The sequence below is a fragment of the Paenibacillus hebaui genome (genome assembly GCF_051934385.1).
GTDB lineage: Bacteria > Bacillota > Bacilli > Paenibacillales > Paenibacillaceae > Paenibacillus.
Genome location: NZ_CP196836.1, coordinates 4,637,069 through 4,661,722 on the forward strand (window position 1 = coordinate 4,637,069; position 24,654 = coordinate 4,661,722).

The window sequence follows — 24,654 nt, forward strand, 5'->3', positions numbered from 1 at the left end:
AATGGTATTCATTATTTCAAGTTTCGTTGCCCGCTCTGCCATGCTTAACCTGCCTTAGGCATCACCCCCATTCCGTATTCACTTTATTGCCATCATTCCTCAAGCGTGTCAAACCAGTTCATCGTACAATTGCTTCATTTCGGACAACGCACCGGGTATACGTTCTCGAAACCATGCAACATCCGATGAGTTCAGCATGATGTTGGGATACATTCGAGAGATGGTGGAGACAAGGATACCGTGCTTGGCAAGGATATTATTCAGAAGTATGTCGAGTGACATGAGCTCAAAGGTGTAATCTGCTGTACTGGTCAGCGATTGCTCACAACAGTGATAGGAGGCACAACCCGGCGGGCCCTGAATGGACAATGGCAGACCGATCCGAAGTGATTCCTCTTGTAGTGCTTCGTGAATCAGGACAGTATGACGGTTCATGCTTTCCAGCGCTTGCCCTCCGTTTCGCCCAATCATTTCCAGTGTGGATTTGACAGCTGCTGTCCCAAGGGGATACCCGTTAAACGTACCTGCATGGATGACCTTCTTGTCTACCAGCAGGCTCATGATCTCCGCTTTTCCCACCAGAGCCGATACGGGTACGCCGCCACCTCCAATAGCCTTGCCCAGTGTTGTCAAATCCGGCATGACCCCAAACATAGCCTGTGCGCCCCCTAGTCCCATACGAAAACCTGTGATAATCTCATCAAAGATCAGCACGATCTGGTGGCGATCACATAGCTCCCTCACTTTGTGCAAGTAACCCGGTGCAGGCATAACACCGCCCCCATTGACACAAACGGGTTCCATAATCAATGCCGCTATATCATCGCCCTGCTGCAAGATCAGTTCTTCCAAGACTTCAGCATCATTCCAAGGCAACAGGTAGGATTGGGATTCCATTGAATCTTTGGCTCGGCCCGAAGTTCCTTTCATATCGCCTACATAATCCGAAGGAATAGGTACACCCTTGCGCGGAGCACGTCCTCCCATGATGTTATCCGCATTGCCATGATAGTGGCCTTCAAACCGTACAAACCGGTTTTTGCCTGTCCAGGCACGCGCCAAACGTAGTGCATTTTGAACGATTTCCGTGCCAGATAACCCAAAACGGATCATCTCAGCCGAGGGTACATACTCATGAATCAGTTCAAGCGCTTCAGCATCCATATCACAGTGGCTAACCGAGAGCACCCGGTCGATCGTTTCTTTCAAGCTTTCGTTATACTCTTCATTACCATGTCCCACTATAAGGGCACCGAACCGTGCATAGAGATCCAGATACTCCGTCCCGTTCATGTCCGTAACCCGACTGCCGGATGCCTTGACAAAATGGAGCGGCGTTTCTTCCCAGGGCAGATGAAAATTATAGTGAACTCCGCCGGGCAGCCTTTGTTTAACCCGTTCGTTATAATGCATCATGCTTGTCATCATCCCACTACGCCTCCCTGTATATCAGATGTTACGTTCCATGAATGTATGCACCTGGCTCGGTCTAGGCTGTTATCCCAGGCGTATCCGGCTGGCAGATCCACATTCTCCGCCACCATATTGCGAATGGTCTCATTAGGACCAATATCCATCCAGGTCTGCACACCATGCTCCTTCAGTTGCGTCAACACCTGATTCCAGTGCACGGGCTGGAGCAATTGACGGCTCAGTAATAGCGGAATTTGCTCCGCAGATTGAACAACCTCCGCGCTTACGGTCGAACAGATCGGGAACTCAGGTGTGTGAAAAGTAAGCTGTGAAATCATCTCATTAAGCTCTGGCTGTACAAAAGCCATAAGCTCACTATGGTAGGGTGCATCCACCTTCATCGGCATCATGCGAAAAGGAATGAATTCTCCTTCATATCGGTCTGTGGCCTCATCCAGAAGTCGTAACGCCTTCGCTGTACCTGCCACAATAAATTGTCTCGGTGTGTTGTATCCGGAAATGGTTAAGTAATGCTCTTTCCTAATTTCCGCAATAATCTCCTCAAGATCTGACTGTTTCATATCCACAACGATGCCCGCACGGCCTTTATCCTCCTTGAGGGCACGATGCATAAGAGCTCCCCTCCTGGCGGCAAACCGTACACCTTCTGCGAAAGGAACAGCTTGGGCCGCAATGAGAGCCGATATCTCCCCAAGGCTGTGACCGGCAGCATAATCAGGTTTGACTCCCACAAGACGTTCCCAGGACTGAAATAATGCATAACTGGCAGTCAGCACAGCCGGCTGTGCATATTCGGATTGAGTCAACTGGTCCAGCGGTCCTTCCAGAACCAGATGAGCAAGATTAATGCCAAGCTCATCTCCAGCTTCCTCGAAAAGTGTGATGGTGACCGGGTCTGATGCAAGCAGTTCCTTGCACATTCCCACGTACTGGCTGCCCTGACCAGGAAACAAGACCGCCGTCTTCATTCGGAAATCTTCCGTTTGTTGTATTGTTTAAGCCCAAAATGAGAAATCATCTCCTGTTGCATTTGCGAAGAGCCTTCAATAATTTCAAGCACTTTGGCCTCTTTATACAGCCTGGCTACCGGATACTGTTCACTGATGCCATTTGCACCATGGACTTGCAGGGCATCTCCTGTCACCTCAACCGCAATCTTGGAAGTGAAGTATTTAGCAATTGTAGTTTCTATCGCTGCCTGCGGGTCTTTAGCTGCCCGAAGTTCCGCTGCTCGTAAGCACAAAGCCCTGGCTGCATGCACTTTAGTTACCGCATCCCCGATCATGCCTCGTACCAGTTGGAAATGGCTGAGTCTCTCATCGAACTGTTTCCGCTTGCGAGCATACGTGACCATGGCATCTAGCGCTTCTTGCGCAATGGCCAGCCCTGCCCAGGCAATGCTGTATCTCCCATGATCCAGAGCAGAGGACACGATATATTCAAAGCCATAATGTAAGGGACCAATGACATGATCTTTGGGAACCTTTACGTCTTGCAGAACGATTTCTGCCAATCCTGTTTCCGCACCAACCATCACGCCTTCAATAGGCCGGGTTTCCACGCCAGCAAATGATCTCTCCACAAGAAAAGCCGTACTTCTGCCCTTGTTTGCCGCGATAATAATAAATACATCCGCCAAGTGTCCAAACGTGATCCACTTCTTGGTTCCATTTAATACATATCCGTCCGGCTCTTCACGCCATTCCGTCTTCACATTTTTGGCGTCAGAACCCACCTCCGGTTCGGATAGGCCAAATGCGCCAATCCATTCTCCACGGGTCAATTTGCGGAGCCATTGCTCCTTCTGAGCCTGAGATCCAAAACGAAGCAATGTCTCACTTACCAGTGACGTATGTACCGTCAAGAGACTTCGGATGGACGGCATCGCCTTGCCGAATACTTCAGTCAAAAGCCCATAATGTTTAGGATCAAGGGCAAGACCGCCATATTCCTCCGGTATGCTCGCGGCTAAATATCCCTTTTGGGCCATCAGATCAATCAGAGATGCCGGAATTCGCTGATTGAGCTCTATTTGTTTGATAAATGGTCGGATCTCACGGGCCGCAAATGCTTCTGCTTCTTCAATAATGTGACTTTGTACATCCAGATCAATCATTCTATGACCCCCTCTTGCAAGAGGCATTCTTCGAGATAGGAGGAAAATTCGGAAATGGTTTTATATTCGAACAAAGCAACCGGACTGATATCGACCTGCAGCCGTTTGCGGGCACGATTGATAATTTTCAGTGCCTGGACAGAAGATACCCCAATTTTGAGAAAATTCATTTCTTCATCAATATCATCTGGCTCCTGATTCAATATGGCAGCAATTTCACTCTTCATAAAATACTGAATCTCATCCTTTGTCATATTGTGACCTCCGTCTCTTTATTCACATGAATCCAATGCTTATGCGGTTCGAACGGATACGCGGGTAAATGAACCATTTGCCCGGAGCCGTCTGGATGTATCTGTTTCCAATCCAATGCAGCCCCGCCAATATACAATTGAGACAGCAGGTCTGCGATCTGTTCTTCAGATGTCCCTGTCGGCTGTATCGGGAGTTCAATGACCAATGTTCTAGGGGAGATTTCATCAGGAATCTGATCCCTCTCGGCACCAATGACAATCCAGATATCCATTGGGGACCTGGATTTGCTGTTTGAAGACTTCACGTCTCGACCATGAACTGGTTGATGCTGATTCAGCAAAGACACTACCCTGTCTCCTGACTGAACACCTCGGATATCCTTGACAGAAGGGACCAGCCGGGTAATGCTCTCCAACACTTCAAACCAATATGGGGTGATCCCATCGGAATCCTCATGGACTTGTCCTTGCCCCCTCGTACCTCCAACCATAATCCCTACATGTGCAGCTCGGATTCTCGGCGTATATCCGAATCTCATTTTGTCCCGAATGGACATGCTTTTCGTAGGAACGAGTTGGGAAACAGCCCGGTATCGGTAATGCTTTCTATAGCGATTCCGGGTGAAACATACATCGGACAACATCGCTTCGGGGTGCTCTCTAATGTACTGTTCCGCCTGTTCAATCTGCTTCTCCAGAGCCAGTTTCGTCTTGGCGGAGAAGGTTAATATTTGGAGACCTTCAGACCGAGCCGGCTGCACCGGAGGCTTCCATTCTTCGATCACGACATGAGCATTGGTTCCTCCAAGTCCAAAAGAACTAATTCCAGCTTTGCGTGTCTGCCCTTCTAGCACTTCCCAATCACCTGGCTCTTCAACAATATAAAAAGGAGATTGATCCAGTCTCAACGCAGGGTTCACATCATCCATATGCAGACTTGGTGCGAGTTGCTTATGCTTCAGGCTCAGTAACACCTTCGCCAAACTCGCTCCGCTGGAAGCCGGAAACAGATGGCCGATATTCGTTTTCACGGAGCCTAAACCAATAGAAGATGTCCGATGTTCACCGGATTCACTGAACAGCCGGGTCAAAGCGCTCACTTCAATGGGATCGCCGATCCGTGTTCCCGAACCATGCGCCTCAATATAACTGACCTCTCCCGGGAGGAGATTGGCATCCTTGTACGCCTCGGAGAGAACCTCATACTGTCCCTGTGGATTTGGCGCCATAATTCCCAGAGAATATCCGTCGTTGTTCACGGCAGTCCCGCGAATCAGACCATAAATATGTTTATGATTGCGAATAGCCGAAGTTAGCGGCTCCAGATATACGACCACTGCTCCCTCTCCGATGACTGAACCATCTGCATCACGGTCGAATACCTTGGTATGTTTGGTTGATGAGCATATGCCTGCGGTTCGTGATAACTGATGTACATCCGGTGTAGCAAGTACCGTGGCACCTCCCACAACCGCACCTTCAATCCCCTGGCTTCGAATTGCGGCTACCGCCTGATTCAGGGCAACCAGAAAGGACGAACAAGCGGTATCAATGGCGAGTGCCGGACCGGTGAAATTATACAGATGCGAGATGGTAGCCGCTGCAATATTAGACATATTGCCAACCATGGCGTGGGAATGTAGCGGTGCTTGTCCACCTTTGTTCATGGAATCCACCACGAGTCCATAATATGTGCTGGGATTAATCCCAACATATACACCGACGCCGCGTTTATCTTCCCGGTCTGTGAGCATTCCTGCATCCTCCAACGCTTCATGTGCAACCTCAAGCAACTTGCGATGCTGAGGGTCCATGTATGAAGCTTGTTCTGCTGGAATCTCAAAAAACTCATGATCAAATGTGTCGTGGTTCTTCAGTTCTCCCATCCATTCATTCCAATCCGGTCTGCCAGATTGATGAATTCGCTCGGGACTGACCCGAACCACGCTGTCTTTCCCCTCCATCAGATTGCTCCAGAACTGCTCCTGCGTGTCCGCATCAGGCAGACGCAAAGCCAGCCCTGTTATGGCTACGGCACGATGAATATTCAGGCTGTTGTCCGCTTTGGACCCCTTAACTGTACGTTCATCATCCGGCATTTCCTGAATGTATTCGGCCATTTCACGTACGGTTTTGCAAAAGATCAGCATTTCCTGCCCAAGTTCTCTGCCAAGCTGGCTCGATAATCTGTCGAGTAACTGATAGGACCGAATGGAGTTTCCTCCCAGTGAAAGAAATGGCGCATCAAGCGTGATGCGTTTGGCTGGCAATTCCAGCACTTCTGCCCATACCTCCTGAATCCTGCGTTCCAGCAAGGTTCCAGAAGTAACTTCCTCCTGCCGGTCTTCCTTTACCTTGAACGCATCGATAGCCATGATGTCCTGAGTAAAATCCCCATTTGCGTATGCTTGTTGCAATACAAAACGTTGAACCTTGCCACTGGTTGTTTTGGGTATCGCCTTGATTGGAAGCACATGAGTAATTTCGATACCCAGTTCTCCTCTCATGCGGTCCACCAATTGGCTGCGTATGTCCATCAATCGGGTATAGTTCGATTTATGTTTGACAAACACGAGTAATTCTTCCTTTTGGGTGATCCCATTAAAATGACCCACAACAGCCAGATTTCCTCTAGGGATTTCATTGCCACGATACAGCACTTCCTCCAGATCGTGTGCATAGTGGTTCTGTCCGCGAATGAAAATAATATCCTTGATTCGCCCGCTAACCACTAGAGAGCCATCCACCATGAATCCCAGGTCCCCTGTTCTAAGCCACCCCTCGACAAACGTATCCTTATTAAGACTTGGACAATTAAAGTAACCAGACGTTACCGATTCCCCTCGGATCTGAATTTCTCCGATCTCTCTTTCCTTAGAGATCACGCCATACTCATCCGCAATGCGAATCTGTATGCCTGTAATTGGATATCCCTCATGGACGAATTCGACGGTATCTTCTCTCTCTGGGTCCAATACAGGTATCGCAAGTCCTTCATTGACCAAGCTGGTCCGGGATATTCGCTCAACCCGAAGATCTTGTCCAACCGTAGGTGTACATACACCTACAGTTGCTTCCGCCATGCCATAGGCCGGAAACATCATGTTGGAGCGATAGCCACATCGGGCGAATTTTGCAGTGAAACGGTCAATGACTTGTCTTGAAATGGGTTCCGCCCCGTTTAACGTAATCCGGAGGGACGATAAATCCAGCGTATCCAGCTTCGCCTCAGGCACCTTCTGGACCATCCAATCAAAACCGAAATTGGTGCAGCAAAACCATTTTCCCCGATGCTCCGTGATTTTCTGCAGAAACAAATACGGAGAACGGATAAATGTGTATGGGGACATCACCATAATATTGGTTCCACTTGCCATCGGAGTCAGATGCTGTCCAAACAATCCCATATCATGGGTATGCGGGAGCCATGTGAACACCGTATCGCCTTCTTGTGACCCGATAAAGGTCTTGACCGCAATACTGTTGGAAACAATATTGTGATTGGTCAGTTGCACACCTTTCGGCGTCCCCGTGCTTCCGGAAGAAAACTGTAGAAAGATCAGATCATTGGGCTCTGTGCGTACAATGTTCGCTATGTTTTCCCCATGTTGAAGCTCATTGACCGAGATCAGTTCCAATCCGTCAAATGAAGCATCTTCGCGCAATTTCTCGTAATGAGGACGGAAGGTATCCTCTATGATTACGACAGGTTTATCCAATACTTCCCATACCCTGGTGAATTTCAGCAACCCTGTTGACCCCGGTTCCCATGCAGATGGAGCACTGACCGGGGCAGCAATAATGCCGCCCAGCATGCAGGCCCAGAATACATGATAGAACTCCCGGGATTGGTCAATTTCCAAAAGTACGACCTGTCCTCGCCCAAGCCCCTTTTCCTGAAGACGGTGCAAGTAGAGGCGTGCCTGCAATAATAATTCAGGGTAGGACTCGAATTGTTCTTCACCCGAAGAATCAATATATGTCATTCCTTTGCCTGGATAAGCAGAAGCAGCGTGAAGAAGCAGATCTGCCACAATGGCATAATGTTCAGGTAACACAAGCTCTGGTCCGAATTGAATGGCTTTACTGGACATGTTCCACCTCCAATACCTTATTTTGAACCTGTAATTTGGCCTGACTTCCCACATGCGTAGCTACCAGTTGTTGCATATGTTTCAGATCCAAACCTGAAGCACAGCCCATTTGAACATACCAGTTGTGCTCGTCGTGCCGGATAATCCATTCAAAACGGGCCAAATGGCTCGTTGCTCCCAGATTAGGATGACTAGACTCAAAAGGAGCTGCATCTTCGCGGGACACAAATCCCTGGTAATTGAACAGAACCATTTCGTACATATTGGCTTGTTGAGGATCGTAACCATGGCTCAAATATTCACGAAGGGGCGCATAGGTTCTCGCAAATGCTTCATTGTTTAGCAGAGACATGAAGTGAATTCCACGACGTTTGCTAACATCAAGCAATGCAATCAGGTCTTCATGCTTGAATGCCTCATCTATCAAAACAGGAACCAAATCCAGAAACTCACCCACATGATGATAGAAAGATACTCCGTGATACTCTCTTCCGTAATGGACCAAAGCTAATGGCAACTGTGCTGTACCCAGATATTCGGTGATGACACGGGCAAACTGTGTAAATACAGGCCACCAGTCTTCCCCTGCACCTGATTCGGTCAACGGCAATTCAACCGTAATCTCTTGGGAAAGACCAGCTGAGAATGCTCCTAATTCCCTCATGGCTTCTTCGTTATAGAAGCTCCATTCCTTCAGTTCGTACCTTTGGATGATCTCCTCCACCGATATGTTATCGGGACCTTGCGCCAACAAGGCTGTGTAATCCTCATACTTTCGCAAAGATATCTGGGAAATATCCGGTACATCCTCAGGGTACTTGTGTACCTGTGAAGCTAATCTCTCAAGCTCATGAGCAATGACCTCCGCACTCATGCCATCAAACGCTAGATGATCGAAGCCCCAGATCAGGCGGTGCCGATCGGTGTGTGTACGCAAAATGCAGAGTTTCCATGGCAACTCGTTATGCGTATAGTTTGCTTGCAACAAGGATTCCACCAAACGTTCCTCCAGTTGCTTTTGATTCTCTGTAATGTAGCGATGTACATCTATATAAGGGATCATCTGTCCAAGCAGATCCATCACGGGTACGATGTCAATCTGTTTCCAGCGTAAGCCCTCTGCATCTTCGTCAATCATGCTATGCAGAAGCTGATGCTGTACAATGACTTGAACGACGATTCTTCTGATCTGTCGTTCGTCCAAAGCTCCTTCAATCGTTCGGGTGAACCCGCTTGCCCGTGAATCCGTTGATACATGGGACAGCTGGATCGCCGATAACGCAAATGTGCCAATCTTGTCGGCAGCGTCCAAAAAGGACGACATTATGGAGCAACTGTTATCGATATGATGTAATAAGCTTTCGATTTGCTGTTCGTGAAGTAAATTGTTCTGAGGTGTGATAGTTGGAGACTGAGTATGCAGGCTGTCGATACCTTGTGTCGATTGGTGCCTGTGAATATGAGGGAGACACGCTAGTCCTTTAATTGTAGGATATTGGAATAATTCGTTTACTTTAATGTAAATTCCTTCTTTTGACATCATCTGAGTGAAAGAAATTGCTTTTAGGGAATGACCCCCGTGATCAAAAAAGTTGTCGCTGATACCAAAATCGGTTTTAGCCAGCACCTGTTGCATGGCCAATAACATTTTGCGTTCCATTCCGGTTCCGGGTTCCGCTGTTATTGCGGGTGTAATCGCAGCGCCTTCCAAAGACGGCAATGCGTTCCGGTCTACCTTGCCATTCGCATTCAGCGGCAAGTCTTCCAACCACAACATTTTCGAGGGTATCATGTATTCTGGCAGTTCACTCATCAGCACTTTTCGGATGTCCTGTGCACTCAGAGTGACCCCGGGATCGGTCGTAAAGTACGCACCAATGTACGTGCTTCCCGCAGAATCCTTATCCGCGATCACCATGGCTGCCCGAACGCCAGGTATAAACTCTAACCGATGCTTGACTTCCAATAGCTCTATACGGAAGCCTCTGATTTTCACCTGAAAATCGGAGCGTTCAATAAACATTAATGTACCGTCAATCATACGTCTCACGATATCTCCAGTCCGGTACATCATCGTCCCCGGATGGAAAGGATCTTTCACAAAATGTTTTTGCGTCAGATCATCACGGTTAATGTATCCAATACCGATTCCGTCTCCACCGATATACAACTCACCCGGTACATTGGGAGGAACAGGGCGCAACTGGCTGTCCAGCACATAAAGCGATGTATTGAGCAAAGCCTGACTGATTGGCAGCGGCTCGGTGTATCCACCTTCACGCTTCAACAGATAATACGATGCGATATAGGTGGTTTCTGTTGGGCCATAGACGTTCAGCAGCCGATCAGGACCAACATAAGCCAGTGCCTTATTGGCATGGGTTACCGAAGCTGCCTCGCCCCCAAACATCACTTTTCTCACATGTTTGAGACAAGTCACATCCCAGTCCACCAACACATTGAACAATGAGGTCGTGATAAAGAACACACTAACCCGCCATTCCCGAATGATCTGTGACAGACGTTCCATATCCAATACGATATCCTTCGTAATAAACATCAAGGCTGCACCATTTAGAAGAGAACCGAAGAAGTCAAAAATGGCTCCATCAAATCCATAGTTAGATACTTGAAGTATCCGGTCTTCTGGGACTACCGTTACAAAATTGCTAACCTTCATGACTTTGACTACACCGCGATGGCTCATCAATGCACCCTTCGGTTTGCCGGTAGAACCTGATGTATATAAAATATATGCCGGATCTGTGGCAACGACTGATCTGCTCCCCGTTCTTTGAAGCGCAGGAGGCGCAGGATCAACCGATTTCAGAATGTCCTGGGTCACAACACAAGTGATCTCTTCTGCCCAATCCGCCATATAGTCCGATTCGGTCAGAGCCATACAGGCACTGCAATCGTCAAGCATGAAACGAATACGGGATGCTGGGAAACTCGGGTCTATGGGTACATACACGAGACCCGCCATTAGTGTAGCAAAGATACTGATGGCCTGAATCGGTCCCCGGTCCAGTAACAAAGCAATTCTTGAGCCGGATGTAAAATGCCGGTCCGCGAGCCAAGCTGCCAGCTTGCTTGCAGCTTCATGCAATTGAACATACGTCATCTCTCCTCCATCCCAAATCAGCGCCGGGCGGTTACCGTTCTGCTCCACTTGCTCTTCAAACATGTCAATAATGGTGGCATCTCTCGGATAGGATACTGCATTATCATTAATGTCATAGATCAGCCACTGCGCTTCTTCTGGTGAAGTGATTGTGAGTTGGCTAAGTTCAATGGAAACGTCTGACGTAATCTGTAGCAGAAGATTCTCCATCTTCTCACCCATTAGTTCCATCGAAGCATGTTCAAACAATGCCGATTTGTATTCCAGCTCAATCTTGTAATTTCCTTCGCTCTCGATGACGGTCCATGTCATGTCAAATTTGGCCTCAATCTGTTCGGTATACCAGGGTTCAAGTTCGAGTCCCTTCGCTGCCAGTTCTTCTGTGCCCATATGGATATAATTCAGTACGATATCAAAGAGCGGGTTACGGTTGGACTCATGAACAAGCCCCAACTGCTCCACGAGCAGTTCATAAGGATAGTCCTGATGCTCATAACATGCCAGCATCTTTGCCTTGACTGCGTCCAAGTAGTGATCGATCTTCATTCGCTCATCCAATGGAGTACGAACAGCCAACATGTTTACAAACATGCCGATGACGTTGTTCAGCTCTGCTTGTCCACCTCTTCCGGCCACCGCCGTACCCACCACAATATCGTTCTGTCCCGTGTACTTCCATAACAACAAGTGCAGGGAGCCCATAAAAAACATGTACGGTGTGATTCCCCGTTGCGAGCACAATTCCTGTATGTTCCGGGATAGTGAGGGTTCAAGTGTAAAGGACAACCGCCCACCAGCTGAAGAAATATTCCGTTGTCTGGTGTAGTCAGTAAGTAACTCCACAACAGCAGGTTGATCTGAGAATTCATTTCTCCAGAACGTTTCACTCCGAGGATCTCGTTTCTCCTCAGCCCATTGCTGGTACTGCCATTCTGCATAATCCTTATACTGGATTGTCAAAGGCTCAATCCGTTCACCCTGATACAAGCTGGAGAATTCTCTCAATAAAACAGCAATGGAACTCTGATCCGCTATGATATGATGCATGTCGATAAACAACACATGACGGTCTGCCGCGAGACGAGTCAGCTTGATCCGAATGAGCGGTGCCTTGGACAGCTCAAAAGGCTGTACATAACGCTTCATGTCTTCTGCGATTCTCTCTTCCGAAGATTCCAGCATTTCTACAACGGACGACACCTGTTCCTCTACAATCTGCACAAGGTCTCCGTTCATCATCTCGAATCGGGTCCGGAAAGCTTCATGTCGCTGCACCAGGGAATCCATAACCGACCTTAATTTCGCAGAATCCAGCTCACCCTTCACCATATAAAAACTGGCCAGATTGTAGGCTACTCCCCCCTCCATCATCTCATGTACCACGTACATACGTTGTTGGGCCGAGGTTGTTCTGTAATACGGCTGTTGGTTGACCGGCATAATTGAGTGATTTAGTGTTGCTTCCTCGCGCATCTGTAGCTGTGCTTCAACCCACTCTGTCATCGATTGCAACGTGGGGTAATTGAAGATGTGCTCCAGCGCAGCCTGGCATCCGAATGCTTCTGTCATTTTGGCCGAGAGTGCAATAGCCTTCAAGGAATGTCCGCCCAATCGGAAGAAATCATCAGTTGGGTTGATGCTTTCGCATCCTAGCTCCTCCATCCACATGGCCTGCAACCGTTCATTAATCTGCCTCTGAGTCAGCTTCTCCTTATTAGAGGTGCTTGAACTACTTGGCTGCAGAGGACTGCCTGCTACTGTTTTCTCATGTGTTCTAAATTCCAGAACACCAAGGGATACATCATGTTCATGTACAATTGGATCAAAAACGTACGTAGGCAGCGGGATTTTGCGTTGAACCTGCTTGGAAGACAATACCTCCCAGTCCAAATGCGCTCCCATACACCAGCACTGTCCCAGCGCCTTCATTAAATACACATCACCTGGCAGCGAATCAAGTTCTGATCGAATCAGGGATATAGCGGAGTCATCCGTTACAGATGTGTTTGTCCCCTGTTGTACAGGCCATCCTTGTCTCGTCATCATGTATAATGTCTCCAAGCCACGGTCTGTTCCAGAACTGCTTGAGAAAACGAGCGGAAAGTGTGCCTGCCCGAATATATATCTTCCGACTCGTTGAGCTAGTAATACCATTGCATCAGAATCAGACGATCCTGACAGAGCTTTGGCTAGAGCACCCAATCCATGATCCCACTCCAATGTCTCGTCCAGAACCTGCACTGCGTGCTCTGGCAGAATCACACCCGAGATCACAAGTCCAGCAAGTTCACCCACGCCTTGTCCCATAACAGCTTCGGGAATGATCCCAAGTTGCAGACAGGTTGTAAACAATGCATACTCCACGGTGAACAACCGTTTGCAATCCACCTTCTTGTCCGAAATGGTACGTTGACTCATCATCCCCTGTCTGATGACATACTGATCTTTGATGTCAAAATGCCTAATCATGTTCTCCACGTTTGCTCTGAACATACGAGCGATGTGACTGTTATAGGTGGATGCATACAGTTCCTTGGCAAGAAAAGGCGTGGTGCCGCTCTCCCCGTTCAGGATAAATACAATACGCAGTTTCTCCTCCGTAGCCACACCACTTGAAGTGTACGTTTCATCATTGAAAACACTGCCATCCACGGCCACCAGCGTTTTGCGGTGTTTGAGCCGGGCTCTTCCTGTCTGTAAAGTCCATGCGGCTTGGGGCAGAAGTGCAGGAACGGTATGAATATGATCTATAACTGATTCATACGTACGCTCCAGCGCAGTCGTGCTTTTGGCCGAAAAAGGTAGCAACAACAACGGTTCATAGACCAGGTTTTCGGACAGAACTGGCGGCTGCTCCAGAATAATATGAGCGTTGGTTCCACCAATCCCAAATGAGCTGACCGCTGCTCTCAGGATTTGATTCGGGTCTTCGAACGGCTTGGGTTCCGTATTGATATAGAAAGGACTTTGTTCCAGACCCAGCATTGGATTCGGTCGATCATAATGAATCTGCGGGGGTACCGTCCGGTGATACAAGGTCATCACGGTTTTGATAAATCCGGCAACACCAGCGGCAGCATCCAAATGACCAATATTCGCCTTCACTGATCCCAGCGCACAATAATTGGATTTCGAACTGCTCCAGGATTGTCGGAGCGCCTCAATTTCAATTGGATCACCAAGTTTGGTCCCTGTTCCATGTGCCTCAAGGTACGAAATCTGCTCCGGGTGTATACCTGCCTTTTTCAGCGCGGTTGAGATGACTTTGACTTGTCCGTTCACGCTGGGAGCCGTATACCCAATTTTGTCAAAGCCATCGTTATTGATTGCGGAACCCTTGATGACCGCATAGATCTGGTCTCCATCTTCCAACGCTTGATCGAGGGCCTTCAGAACAACCATGCCACAACCGTTTCCTGACACTGTACCGGAAGCTTCTTCAGAAAAGGGCTTGCAATGCCCATCCTTGGAGTAGATCATCCCTTCGTGCCATACATATCCTTCCTTGATTGGATAGGAGATCGAAACTCCACCGGCGAGTGCCACATCACATTCTCCCCGAACAATCGATTCCGCTGCCTGATGAATGGCTACGAGCGAAGTAGAGCAAGCCGTCTGTACAGTCACACTGGGTCCCCTAAGATTGAGCTTATAGGACACACGGGTTGTGATGTAATCTTTCTCATTCAGAGTCATGGCTTCAAATGCACTTAGGAAATTGCCCGATCGACCTGCCAATTTGGCCATCCAGGGCAGACTTAGACCACTTCCGGCAAACAAGCCGATCTCTCCTTCATAATCGTAAGGATTACATCCTGCGTGTTCCAAAGCTTCCCAGGCGCATTGATGTAACATACGAATCTGAGGGTCCATCATGTTCGATTCCTGGTAGGCATATTCAAAGAATGATGAATCAAAGTAGGCCGTGTCTTCCAGTACACCTTTGGCTCTCACATAATGAGGATGATTCAGGTCTTCTGCACGTACACCTGCTGCGAGTAAATCCTCCTCATCAAGTCTGGCAATGGCTTCTCTGCCCTGCATCAGATTATCCCAAAACTCATCCACATTCCGCGCTTGCGGAAAATGTCCAGCCATGCCAATGACGGCAATATCCGCAGATCGATGTGGTGCGCCTTCCACTGGCTGAGACGGACTCATGTTCTTCTCCTCAGTCGTCTCCATTCCAACATGTTCAGCGATATAATTCTGGACAAGTTCTTCTCCAGTTTGCGCATATTCCCGTTTCGATTGTGCAGCATCGATACCGAGGTTTGGGGACACGGAGTTTACATGGTGACTTTCTCTTTCTCCGACCAGATAATGGGTTAGTGACGCAATGGTAGCATGCTCGAACAGCTTCACCAGAGGAACGGCTTTACCCAAATAGCTATTTAAACGGTTATTAATCAGAATAAGTCCCAGTGATGTACCTCCAATATCGAAAAACCGATCATTGACACTCACATGATCCCGATTGAGCACTTCTCTCCAGGCTTCGGTCAGCATTCCAGTCAAATGGGAACTCATATCATGTACTGGCTGTTCTAAGGAAATATCCGAAAATGGTATCTGCTTTTCTAAATCTGACCCAAGCGGAATGTTCAAAGCACCGCGATCCAGTTTGCCGTTGGGAAGAAACGGGAACTGCTCCACTCGAACCATATGGGTAGGAATCATGTAATGGGGCAGACAATCACCAAGCCAGGACCGCAACATCTTTTCTGCATCAGCATCATTCCGTTCTTTCCCAGGTTTCAGACGATAAAATAGAACCAGTTGTTTCCCCTGAGCTGTCTCATCGCTGACTTTAACCACAGCCTCACGAACACTCGTATGCCGTAATACCGCCTGCTCAATCTCAGTAAGCTCCATCCGGTAACCACGAATTTTGACCTGCTGATCCAGACGACCTGCCAATTCAATATCACCGTTTGGCAAAATCTTGGCCTTATCCCCCGTATGATACAATCTTCCTCCGACAACATCCGGGCTGGAGGTGAATTTCAAGGCGGTTTCCTCCGCCCGGTTCCAATACCCTCTGGCAAGACCATGGCCTGCGATACACAATTCTCCATATGTGTCCCTCGGTTCAGGTTTACCTGCTTCATTCAAAATAAGCACCTGTGTATTAGCAATGGGCTGACCAATGGATACGGAGTCCGCAAAGGTAAGCTCTTTGACTGTAGACCAGATGGTGGTCTCCGTAGGTCCGTACATATTGTAGATTTTCGCCCGTGATCGCTGTTGCAGATCCCTTAACAAGGACATGGGGAAGGTCTCCCCTCCAGTCAAAATGCAATCCAGTCGGCTAAGAGCATGGCCAAATTCCGGATTCTCGGCAAATGCACGGATACGCGATACGGTACTGAGAATGTGCGTAGCTCCGTGTTCCATCAATTTTCCAGCTGCAAGTGCAGGGTCCAACTGTTCCAACTCATTAGCTAGATAGAATGAATGCCCCGTGCACAGGGGAGTCAGGGTCTCAAAACCAAAAATATCAAAGGACATGGTGGTCACGCTAAGAACACGGTCCGTTTCATGTCTGAAAATTCCTCGATGCCTAATGTCTTGAACAAAATTCACCAAAGCGCTGTGGCTAATCATTACGCCCTTGGGTCTACCTGTTGAACCGGAAGTGAAAATGACACTAGCCAGATCAGCCGAATATCCATCCGTGACCGGATTGACAATTGCACGCTCATCCTGCGCTTTAGGATCATAGGCAAGCTTGACACCTTCAAACGCAATCATGCCCAGGTATTTTTCCGAACACAACATGGCTTTCATACCACTATCCCCAACCATATCGAGAATTCGCTGCTGCGGGAACGCTGGGTCAAGCGGAACATAAGCTGCGCCTGCTTTCATAACAGCAAGCATCATGACAATCAGTCCCTCATCCCTTGTAGACAAAATACCAATCGGTTCATCACGCTGTACCCCAAGATGAATCAGCTTCCAGGCCATAAGGTTGGCTTTCTCATTCAGTTGACGATAGGTGAACGATTCGCCGGAAGAGACAATCAGCGCGATTTTATCCGGGACTTGTATCGACTGTTCCTCGAACATACGATGAACAAGCAGCGTTCGGTCATAATCCAGCTTTGTCCCCGATAAAATGCCCCTTGAAACCTCCGTAACGCTGAAGGAGCCCTCCATATATTGATGCAATGGGGCCTTAGGCTCCCTTACAATTTGTTCTGCCAATTCGATTAGTTGTGAGACCATACGTTCCACCGAATCCGGGAGAAACAAGTCGGTTGCAAACTCGATGTAACCTTCAATCACGTAATTGCCCTTGTTTTCCTGACACGTCAGTAACAAGTCATAGGTGGAAGTCCCCGTGTCGATTGGCCATGCCGAGAATTTCAACTCCCCAAATTCCAATTCATGCTGCTCCATGTTCTGATAATCGAAGCAAACGTCGAAGACCGGATTTCGATTTAATTCCCGTCTGTTTCCAAGTACGCGGACAAGCTCATCAAACGGGTAGTCTTGATGGGCGAATGCCTCCATCGTTCTGCCTTTCAGCTTTTGGAGGAATTCAGCATAGGGTTGTTCAGGTACCAGAAGGTTCCTCATGGCGATCATGTTGACAAACATGCCCGTTGTGTCTTTCCATTCCTCATGTGAACGTCCTGCGACCGGCGTGCCAATCACAATGTCCTCTTGTCCCGTTTGACGAGCCAGGAGAATGTTCCACAGACTTAGCATGACCATATACATGGTCACTTCTGACGTTTCAGCCAACTGATGCAACTGCTTCGTAAGCGAAGGCGCTAACGTGAAGTGCATCCGTTTTCCTTGCATCGTGCGCTGCACCGGTCGGTCATAATCCAGTGGAAGCTCCAGCAAAGGCAGTGAAGTACCCAGCCGCTCCAACCAGAAATCACGTTGTTTGTCCAAAACCCCATGGCGCAGACCATCCTGCTGCCAGACCGCATAGTCCTTGTACTGTAAATGATCCGGCATTTCCTGATCAAAATAGAATCCATTGAAGTCTCTCGTGATAATCTCGACGGAAGTTCCATCTGCCACAATATGATGTACATCAAAAAACAGCATATGTCGCAACTCATCCAATCGTACAAGCTCCACTCTCATAAGCGGAGCTTGTTCCAGATGGAACGGGCGAATCAAGGAATGAATAAGAGAATCCATTTCCTGTTTGTCACCAATACTCCGCTCCGTGTATCCAATCTGCACAGTCGCAGAAGGATGTACAATCTGAACAGCCTTATCCTTCAAAATTTTAAACGAGGTACGAAGTGACTGGTGCTTCTGCACCAGTTTCTCCAGTGCAAGTTCCACCCGGTTTCGGTCAAGCGGACCATCAATGAAGGTTGCAGATGGCAAATTGTATGCCACACTTTCCGGGTCCATCAAGGTTTGTGTCAACATTCGCACCTGTGCCGATGAGAGTGGATAATGATCCATAGGTTCAGCTGCCCGAATTTTATGATGTTCCTCCCGAGGTGCATGAACCGATTGCAGATAGTCCGCCAGACGTGCAGATGTCGGATGATTGAACAAATCGGCCACTTCTGTCCGGATGCCCGTGCGGGACTTAAGCGCTGACGACAGACTTATCGCTTTGAGCGAGTCTCCCCCCAAGCTAAAGAAGTTATCGTCCACGGCAATAGTATCGTTACCAAAAATTAAGCGATAACACTCCAGTACAATGGTGGGAAGTTCATCTACCACACCTTCATAGCAAAGCGGACTAGAGACGGTATGTCGATCAGACATGGATGTTCTTCTGGCTCCTGGTTTACTTGTGTCCACGGAGGAAACGGAGAACTGTATTCCTGTCAGTGGAAACGGCTGTTTGTTGAAGACGTACGTAGGCAATGCACGCTTTGTCCGTAATGTGCTTCCCTTGAGAACCTGCCAATCCGGTTCCAGTCCTTCGCACCATAGTTCAGCCAGCCGCAGATTTACATATATATTCTCCTGCTCGGTTTCCTTGGCATGGCGTAACATATTGACCACGCGGTGAGAATTACGGGCAAGCTTGTGTTGCTTCAACAAGGAACCTAACGTTCTTCCCGGCCCCACCTCAATACATAATGCACGCTCCTGCAACAACAGCTCAGACAAGTTATCTTCAAACAGGACGGGTTCCAAAATGTGCTTCACCCAGTAAGCGGGCGACATCAAATCCTGTAGTTTTGCCCAAGTTCCACTGGTGTTGGAAAGCTGCGGAATCTGAGGAGTATGAAAGGTTATTGTAGACAGCCACCGCTGGAATGGCTCGGCTGCGCCTAACATCATCGGTGTATGAAAAGCATGGGACGTTTTCACACGAATACTTTTCCAGCCCCTGGAATGAGCAAGTGCTTCCATGCCTGTTATTGCTTCTGCAGTCCCGCCGATTACACATGAACCCGTTGTATTGACGAGGGATAACCATACACCTTCTTGCAAGATTGGCTTAACCTCGTCAGCATCCGCCATGATGGCCAGCATCACACCTGGTTCCTGATCCTGCATCAGGCTGCCGCGCAAACGAACCAGTTGCACCGCATCAGCCAGTTCAAATACGCCAGCTACTGTAGCTGCAGCGATCTCCCCAATGCTATGTCCAATCAGTCCATCCGGCTGAATGCCGATCTCAATCAAGCTCATTGCGATTGCATAGCTGGTTAGAAACAATGCGAATTGACTGTACTTTGTCTCGTTCATTCGTTCTGGCTGTTCGTGTCCATAGATAATGGAGGTTATCTCTTTACGTTCATCCTGTTGGAGTAGTGCAAGCACCTGATCCGCATGTCTTCTAAACAGCGGGGCAATGCCTGTCTGCTCTTTGCACAGATATAGATCCCTGCCCATCCCCTGATACTGGCTCCCTTGTCCAGGAAACATAAAATATATGGGTTCACTGCCAGCATGGGCGCGGTGTACTTTGGCTTCTCCTAGTTTTTTGAGCAGCAATTCGGGTTGATCCTGCCAGGATCGTTGCACCACAAGTGCTTTGCGATACTCAAATCTGCGTCTTCCCTTCTGTAACGTCCATGCCGCATCTGACCACGACTCTGCAGAATGTTCCACCAGATGTTTCACAATTTGCTCTGCCGTTTCGTTCAGTGAATATTCACTTTTCGCAGAAAACAACATGACATTGATTTCATCGTCTGGACTGCTCTTCTCCATCATGGGTGCTTCCTCCAATACCATATGAGCATTTGTTCCCCCCACACCAAAGGAATTGATGCCCGCCCGGAGTCTGCCTTTGGACAGTTCTCGCCAGTTCAGCCCTTGCGAGCTTACCTTGAATGGTGTGTCGGAAAAATTGATTTTCGGATTGGGCTGTTCATAATTGACGGTGCCAGGAATGTAGGAATGCTTGAGGCCAAGTGCCACTTTGACTAGACCAACAACACCTGCTGCTGTATCCATGTGCCCTACATTGCCCTTTACGGATCCGAGATAACAAAATTGTTTTTGATCTGAATCAAAGGCCTGAGTCAATGAGGTTACCTCAATCGGGTCCCCAAGTAACGTGCCTGTACCATGGGCTTCCACATAACTGACCGATTCAGGGTCAATTCCTGCAAATCGATAGGCATCACGAACCACTTCGGCTTGCCCGGCTATACTCGGAGCGAGAAAATTCATCTTTTCCTGACCGTCATTGTTAATGGCGGAGCCTTTGATTACCGCGTAGATGTGATCGCGGTCTCGGACTGCATCACTTGCCCGTTTCAGTACTACGATCCCCATCCCGTTGGAGAACACCGTACCGCTTGCTTTCGCGTCGAATGGACGGCAATGACCATCCTTCGAAAACATCATGCCATCTTCATGGATATATCCGCCTTCATTAGGAAGCTCCACCGTAATTCCTCCAGCTACCGCTACATCACATTCACCAGTCATCAGAGATTGACATGCCAGATGAGGTGTTACCAGAGAGGAGGAACATCCAGTTAGTGCCGTGTAGGCAGGCCCTTTCAGATTAAGCTTATAGGCCATCCGTGTTGCCAAAAAATGATTCGTGCTGAGTGTGAAGGCTTGATACTTATTGCTATAGTCCTCATCGTTAAACAGAACGTTTCGATACCACTCAAAATCATCAGATCCACCGACAAAGACACCAATCTTGCCTGATTGATCCGGATCGCAGCCTCCATCTTCGAGTGCCTCCCATATTCCCTGATACATCAGTCGGAATTGTGGCGACATGTTACGTACCTCTTCCGGCGTATAATCGAAAAAGGCTGCATCGAATGCGTCCAAGCCATTGGCACGCCCCTTCGCTTTAACATACCGTGGGGAATTCAGCTTTTCTTCGTCCACACCAAGTTCACGTAACTCTTCATCCGAATAAAAATAAATACTTTCCCGCTGATCCATCAAGTTGTTCCAAAATTCACGAATGTTCACAGCTCCCGGCACATTGATGGATAAACCGATAATGGCAATGTCCTCCCGCGCAAAGTGTTGCGGACGTGCAAACATCTCTGCTCGTTTAACTGGACTTATCCTCTGCTTTCTTTCAGGCAATTGAGCAAATTGCTGCAAAGCAGGATAATCGAAAAATCGTGTAACCGGAAAATCCATACCTGTCCTATATTTGAGTTTGTTATGAGCCTGTATAACGGAAAATGAATTGCCACCCAGTTCAAAAAAGTGGTCATCCCGACCTATGCGGGCAACCCCAAGTACTTCCGCCCATACTTCGGCGATGGTCTGCTCAAGCTCGGTCGCAGGTGGCGTGAACGCTACCTTGGATTCGTCTCTGACGTCCACATCTGCCAGCAGCGCATTCCGGTCCATTTTACCGCTGCTGTTATGCGGAAATTCGGTACGATGAATAAACATTGCGGGTATCATGTATGAAGGCAATGCCTTGGACAAATGCTCACGCAATTCATTCGCGGAATATTCCTTTTCCGACAGATAAAAAGCGCACAAGGTTGCCACATTGTTCTCGGGCTTCCTCATGGCGACAACCGTCTGAATGATGCCCGGGTAGGTGGAGAGCACATTTTCGATCTCACCTGTCTCCAGTCTCGCGCCCTGTATTTTGACCTGAAAATCCATACGACCCAGATATTCAATTGTCCCGGAAGGTAACCAGCGAACCAGGTCTCCTGTACGATACATGTAACGGAAATGCTCCGGGTCCTCACCTTCCCTGAAGAAAGGATTGAGTACAAATTTCTCATTCGTAATTTGCTCCAGATTGAGATATCCCCTGGCAAGCCCCACTCCGCTTAGACACAATTCACCAGGAATTCCAACGGGCTGGAGTTCATCTTTATTTCCGGTTACGTACCATCTGGATTCGTTCAGCGGATAGCCGATAGGAATATTCGCCGAACCTACATACTCGTTTAATGGATAATGGGACACCCAGATCGTACATTCGGTGGGACCATACACATTCTCCAAACTTGCCTGCCAACCGAGGGCTTTATACTTGCGGATGATATCCGGCGTAACCGCTTCGCCACCAACAAAAATCCAGCGAAGGGATGAAAGTTCGTTGCTCTCCTGAATCTCCATCGTCTCCAGAAACAATCTGAACATGGTTGGCACAAAGTTGATATGGGTTACCCCATCCTTTACCACCTTCGCAGCAATTGCCACGGGGTCCTTCTCCGCTCCGAATTCCAGAATGCTCAGGGTTCCTTCTCCCATGAACCAGCCAAATAGCTCTGTCGCAGATACATCAAATGTGTAAGCCGTTTTTAGCAAATAAACATCGTTCTCCCTTAACGGAAACCGTCTGTCCAAGTCCAGCAGCGTATTGACTACACTGTGGTTCTCAATCATGACTCCTTTCGGTTTGCCGGTGGAGCCTGACGTATACATGATGTAGGCAAGGCTATGCGGGTCAAGCTGAATGTCCAGATTAGAGGAATTCCCTGTGTATGCTTGTTCTTCCCCGACATAAATAATTGAACTGTCCAATAAAGAATCTTCCTCTTCATAACTCGTTGAGATCAGGATGGAAATTCCGGCATCTTGCAAAATAAACTGTTTCCTGGCGGTTGGAAAATCAGGGTCTACAGGTACAAAAGCGCATCCTGCCTTCAGAACGGCGAGCAACGCGATGACCAAATCGGAGGAGCGCCGAATTTGCACACCAACAGCTTCATTTTCACGAGTCTTCATCTCTACGATCCGTCTTGCAAGCTGATTGGATTTCATGTTTACCTGTTCATATGTTTGCTGGAGTTCGCCTTCAATCAAGGCGATTCTATGAGGGACACGCTGCACTTTTTCAGTGAAAACATCTGCAATATGGCGTTTTTGGTAGGGAAAATAGGAGGTCTGGTTATAATCATGCAAAATTCGTTCTGCTTCCCCATCAAGCAATAGACTCAATTCACCGATCGCTTTTTCAGGCGAGGCCAGCACTTGTTCGAGCAGTTTGAGATAACGCTCTCCCATCCGCATTATCGTGTCTGGAAGAAAGATATCATCCTTAAATTGCAGTTTTAATTGTGTTCCTTGAGGGGTGCGACTCAACACAAACATCAGTTGACCCGGAAAAGTAACCTGATCTTGATCCACTACACGAGTGTGAAGTGAATCCGTTTCTTCATAGGCATCGTACACAAATGAAATATCAAAAAGAGTAGGTGAGCCCGGTTGGGATTGTAATCCGCTATCCCGTACGATCAAATTGTTGGGATAACCGATATTACGATAGGTATCCATCCATTCTGTGGACACTTGCTGTAAGAGGGTTTCGAAGGTTAGCTCAGACAGAACATGGAATCTCATGGGCAACATATGTACAAAACAACCTATGGATTCTTCATATTCCAATCTCGGGCGATGAGAAAATGGAGAGGTATACGTGATGTCGTCTTTGCCTGTATATTTCTGCATGAGCACGGTGAACACACCCATATAAAACATGAACACCGTAACTTCTCGATCCATGGCAGCCTGTGTAATCTCCTGTACCATGGATTCCTGCAGATCCAGGCGGATCTCACACCCATTTCCTTTATGACGGGATACGGACGAGAAGTCTCCTGGCAAGGTCAGCGGCTCCGCTCCCTGCATTTTATTCATCCAGAATTGCCGCTGCTTTTCATACTTTCCCGTCTCCAGCTTCTTTGTTTCCTCGGTGATGTATGCAGAGAAGCCCTCATCATGGTAAACATCCACCGTCTGGCCATGAACAAGCCGCGTGTAGCCATCCACTATTTTATTCTTCATTAACTCGAGGGATATCCCGTCACAGATCAAATGATGTACGCACATCGTAAAATAATAACTCTCGTTATCCGTTCGTACCAGCATCATACGATAGAGGGGAGCCTGATTCAGCATAAAACACTCGCTTGTAAACTCCTTCAACCACAGGTTCAACTGCTGTTCTTTCTGTACCTCATTCAGAGTTGCATCCAGTTCACGCTCTATCAGTTGGAGAGGGACTTCCCTCTCAATCACGAGAACTGGAAGATCGTTCTGAATCTCAAGAGAAGACCGCAGTGCCTCTTGCTCATTCACCAATAGTTCGATTGCATTACGGAACAGTTGAACGTTCAGTTCTTTCATAGAGATTGTTACTGCGATGTTATACGAAGAAGGATCTTCGACCTGACAATCGAAATAGATTCCTTTCTGAGTTTCCGATAGCTCAACAGTCTTACGGATCAAGTT

Annotated in this window: 6 protein-coding genes; all 6 read right to left on the minus strand. The window is 48.1% G+C overall.

Annotated features, from left to right (window positions below; genetic code table 11):
- Positions 1-108: 108 nt before the first annotated feature.
- The 6 genes from ACR32F_RS21075 to ACR32F_RS21100 are packed head-to-tail and all read right to left on the minus strand — an operon-like array spanning position 109 to position 24,651.
- On the minus strand, positions 109-1,428 hold the full coding sequence (locus tag ACR32F_RS21075; protein WP_440110445.1) for an aspartate aminotransferase family protein: 1,320 nt from the start codon (positions 1,426-1,428) through the stop codon (positions 109-111).
- Positions 1,425-2,402 carry an ACP S-malonyltransferase gene (locus ACR32F_RS21080; RefSeq protein ID WP_440110447.1) on the minus strand — a complete coding sequence of 326 codons (978 nt, stop codon included), beginning with the start codon at positions 2,400-2,402 and terminating at the stop codon, positions 1,425-1,427. The genes ACR32F_RS21075 and ACR32F_RS21080 overlap by 4 nt, the downstream gene beginning before the upstream one ends.
- On the minus strand, positions 2,399-3,550 hold the full coding sequence (locus ACR32F_RS21085; protein ID WP_440110449.1) for an acyl-CoA dehydrogenase family protein: 1,152 nt from the start codon (positions 3,548-3,550) through the stop codon (positions 2,399-2,401). The genes ACR32F_RS21080 and ACR32F_RS21085 overlap by 4 nt, the downstream gene beginning before the upstream one ends.
- Positions 3,547-3,804 (minus strand): phosphopantetheine-binding protein, encoded by a 258-nt coding sequence (locus ACR32F_RS21090; RefSeq protein WP_440110451.1) that lies wholly within the window; start codon positions 3,802-3,804, stop codon positions 3,547-3,549. Before ACR32F_RS21090 ends, ACR32F_RS21085 begins: the two co-directional genes overlap by 4 nt.
- The gene (locus tag ACR32F_RS21095) at positions 3,801-7,898 is read right to left on the minus strand and encodes a beta-ketoacyl synthase N-terminal-like domain-containing protein (RefSeq protein ID WP_440110453.1); all 4,098 of its coding nucleotides are present in this window, start codon (positions 7,896-7,898) and stop codon (positions 3,801-3,803) included. Before ACR32F_RS21095 ends, ACR32F_RS21090 begins: the two co-directional genes overlap by 4 nt.
- Complete coding sequence (locus ACR32F_RS21100; RefSeq protein ID WP_440110455.1) at positions 7,888-24,651, minus strand: amino acid adenylation domain-containing protein; 16,764 nt, start codon at positions 24,649-24,651, stop codon at positions 7,888-7,890. The genes ACR32F_RS21095 and ACR32F_RS21100 overlap by 11 nt, the downstream gene beginning before the upstream one ends.
- Positions 24,652-24,654: the final 3 nt, after the last annotated feature.

What these genes read in the sequence shown, in the direction of transcription:
- ACR32F_RS21075 (WP_440110445.1), bottom strand. Translation starts at nt 1,428, where the DNA reads ATGATGACAAGCATGATGCATTATAACGAACGGGTTAAACAAAGGCTG.
- ACR32F_RS21080 (WP_440110447.1), bottom strand. Translation starts at nt 2,402, where the DNA reads ATGAAGACGGCGGTCTTGTTTCCTGGTCAGGGCAGCCAGTACGTGGGA.
- ACR32F_RS21085 (WP_440110449.1), bottom strand. Translation starts at nt 3,550, where the DNA reads ATGATTGATCTGGATGTACAAAGTCACATTATTGAAGAAGCAGAAGCA.
- ACR32F_RS21090 (WP_440110451.1), bottom strand. Translation starts at nt 3,804, where the DNA reads ATGACAAAGGATGAGATTCAGTATTTTATGAAGAGTGAAATTGCTGCC.
- ACR32F_RS21095 (WP_440110453.1), bottom strand. Translation starts at nt 7,898, where the DNA reads ATGTCCAGTAAAGCCATTCAATTCGGACCAGAGCTTGTGTTACCTGAA.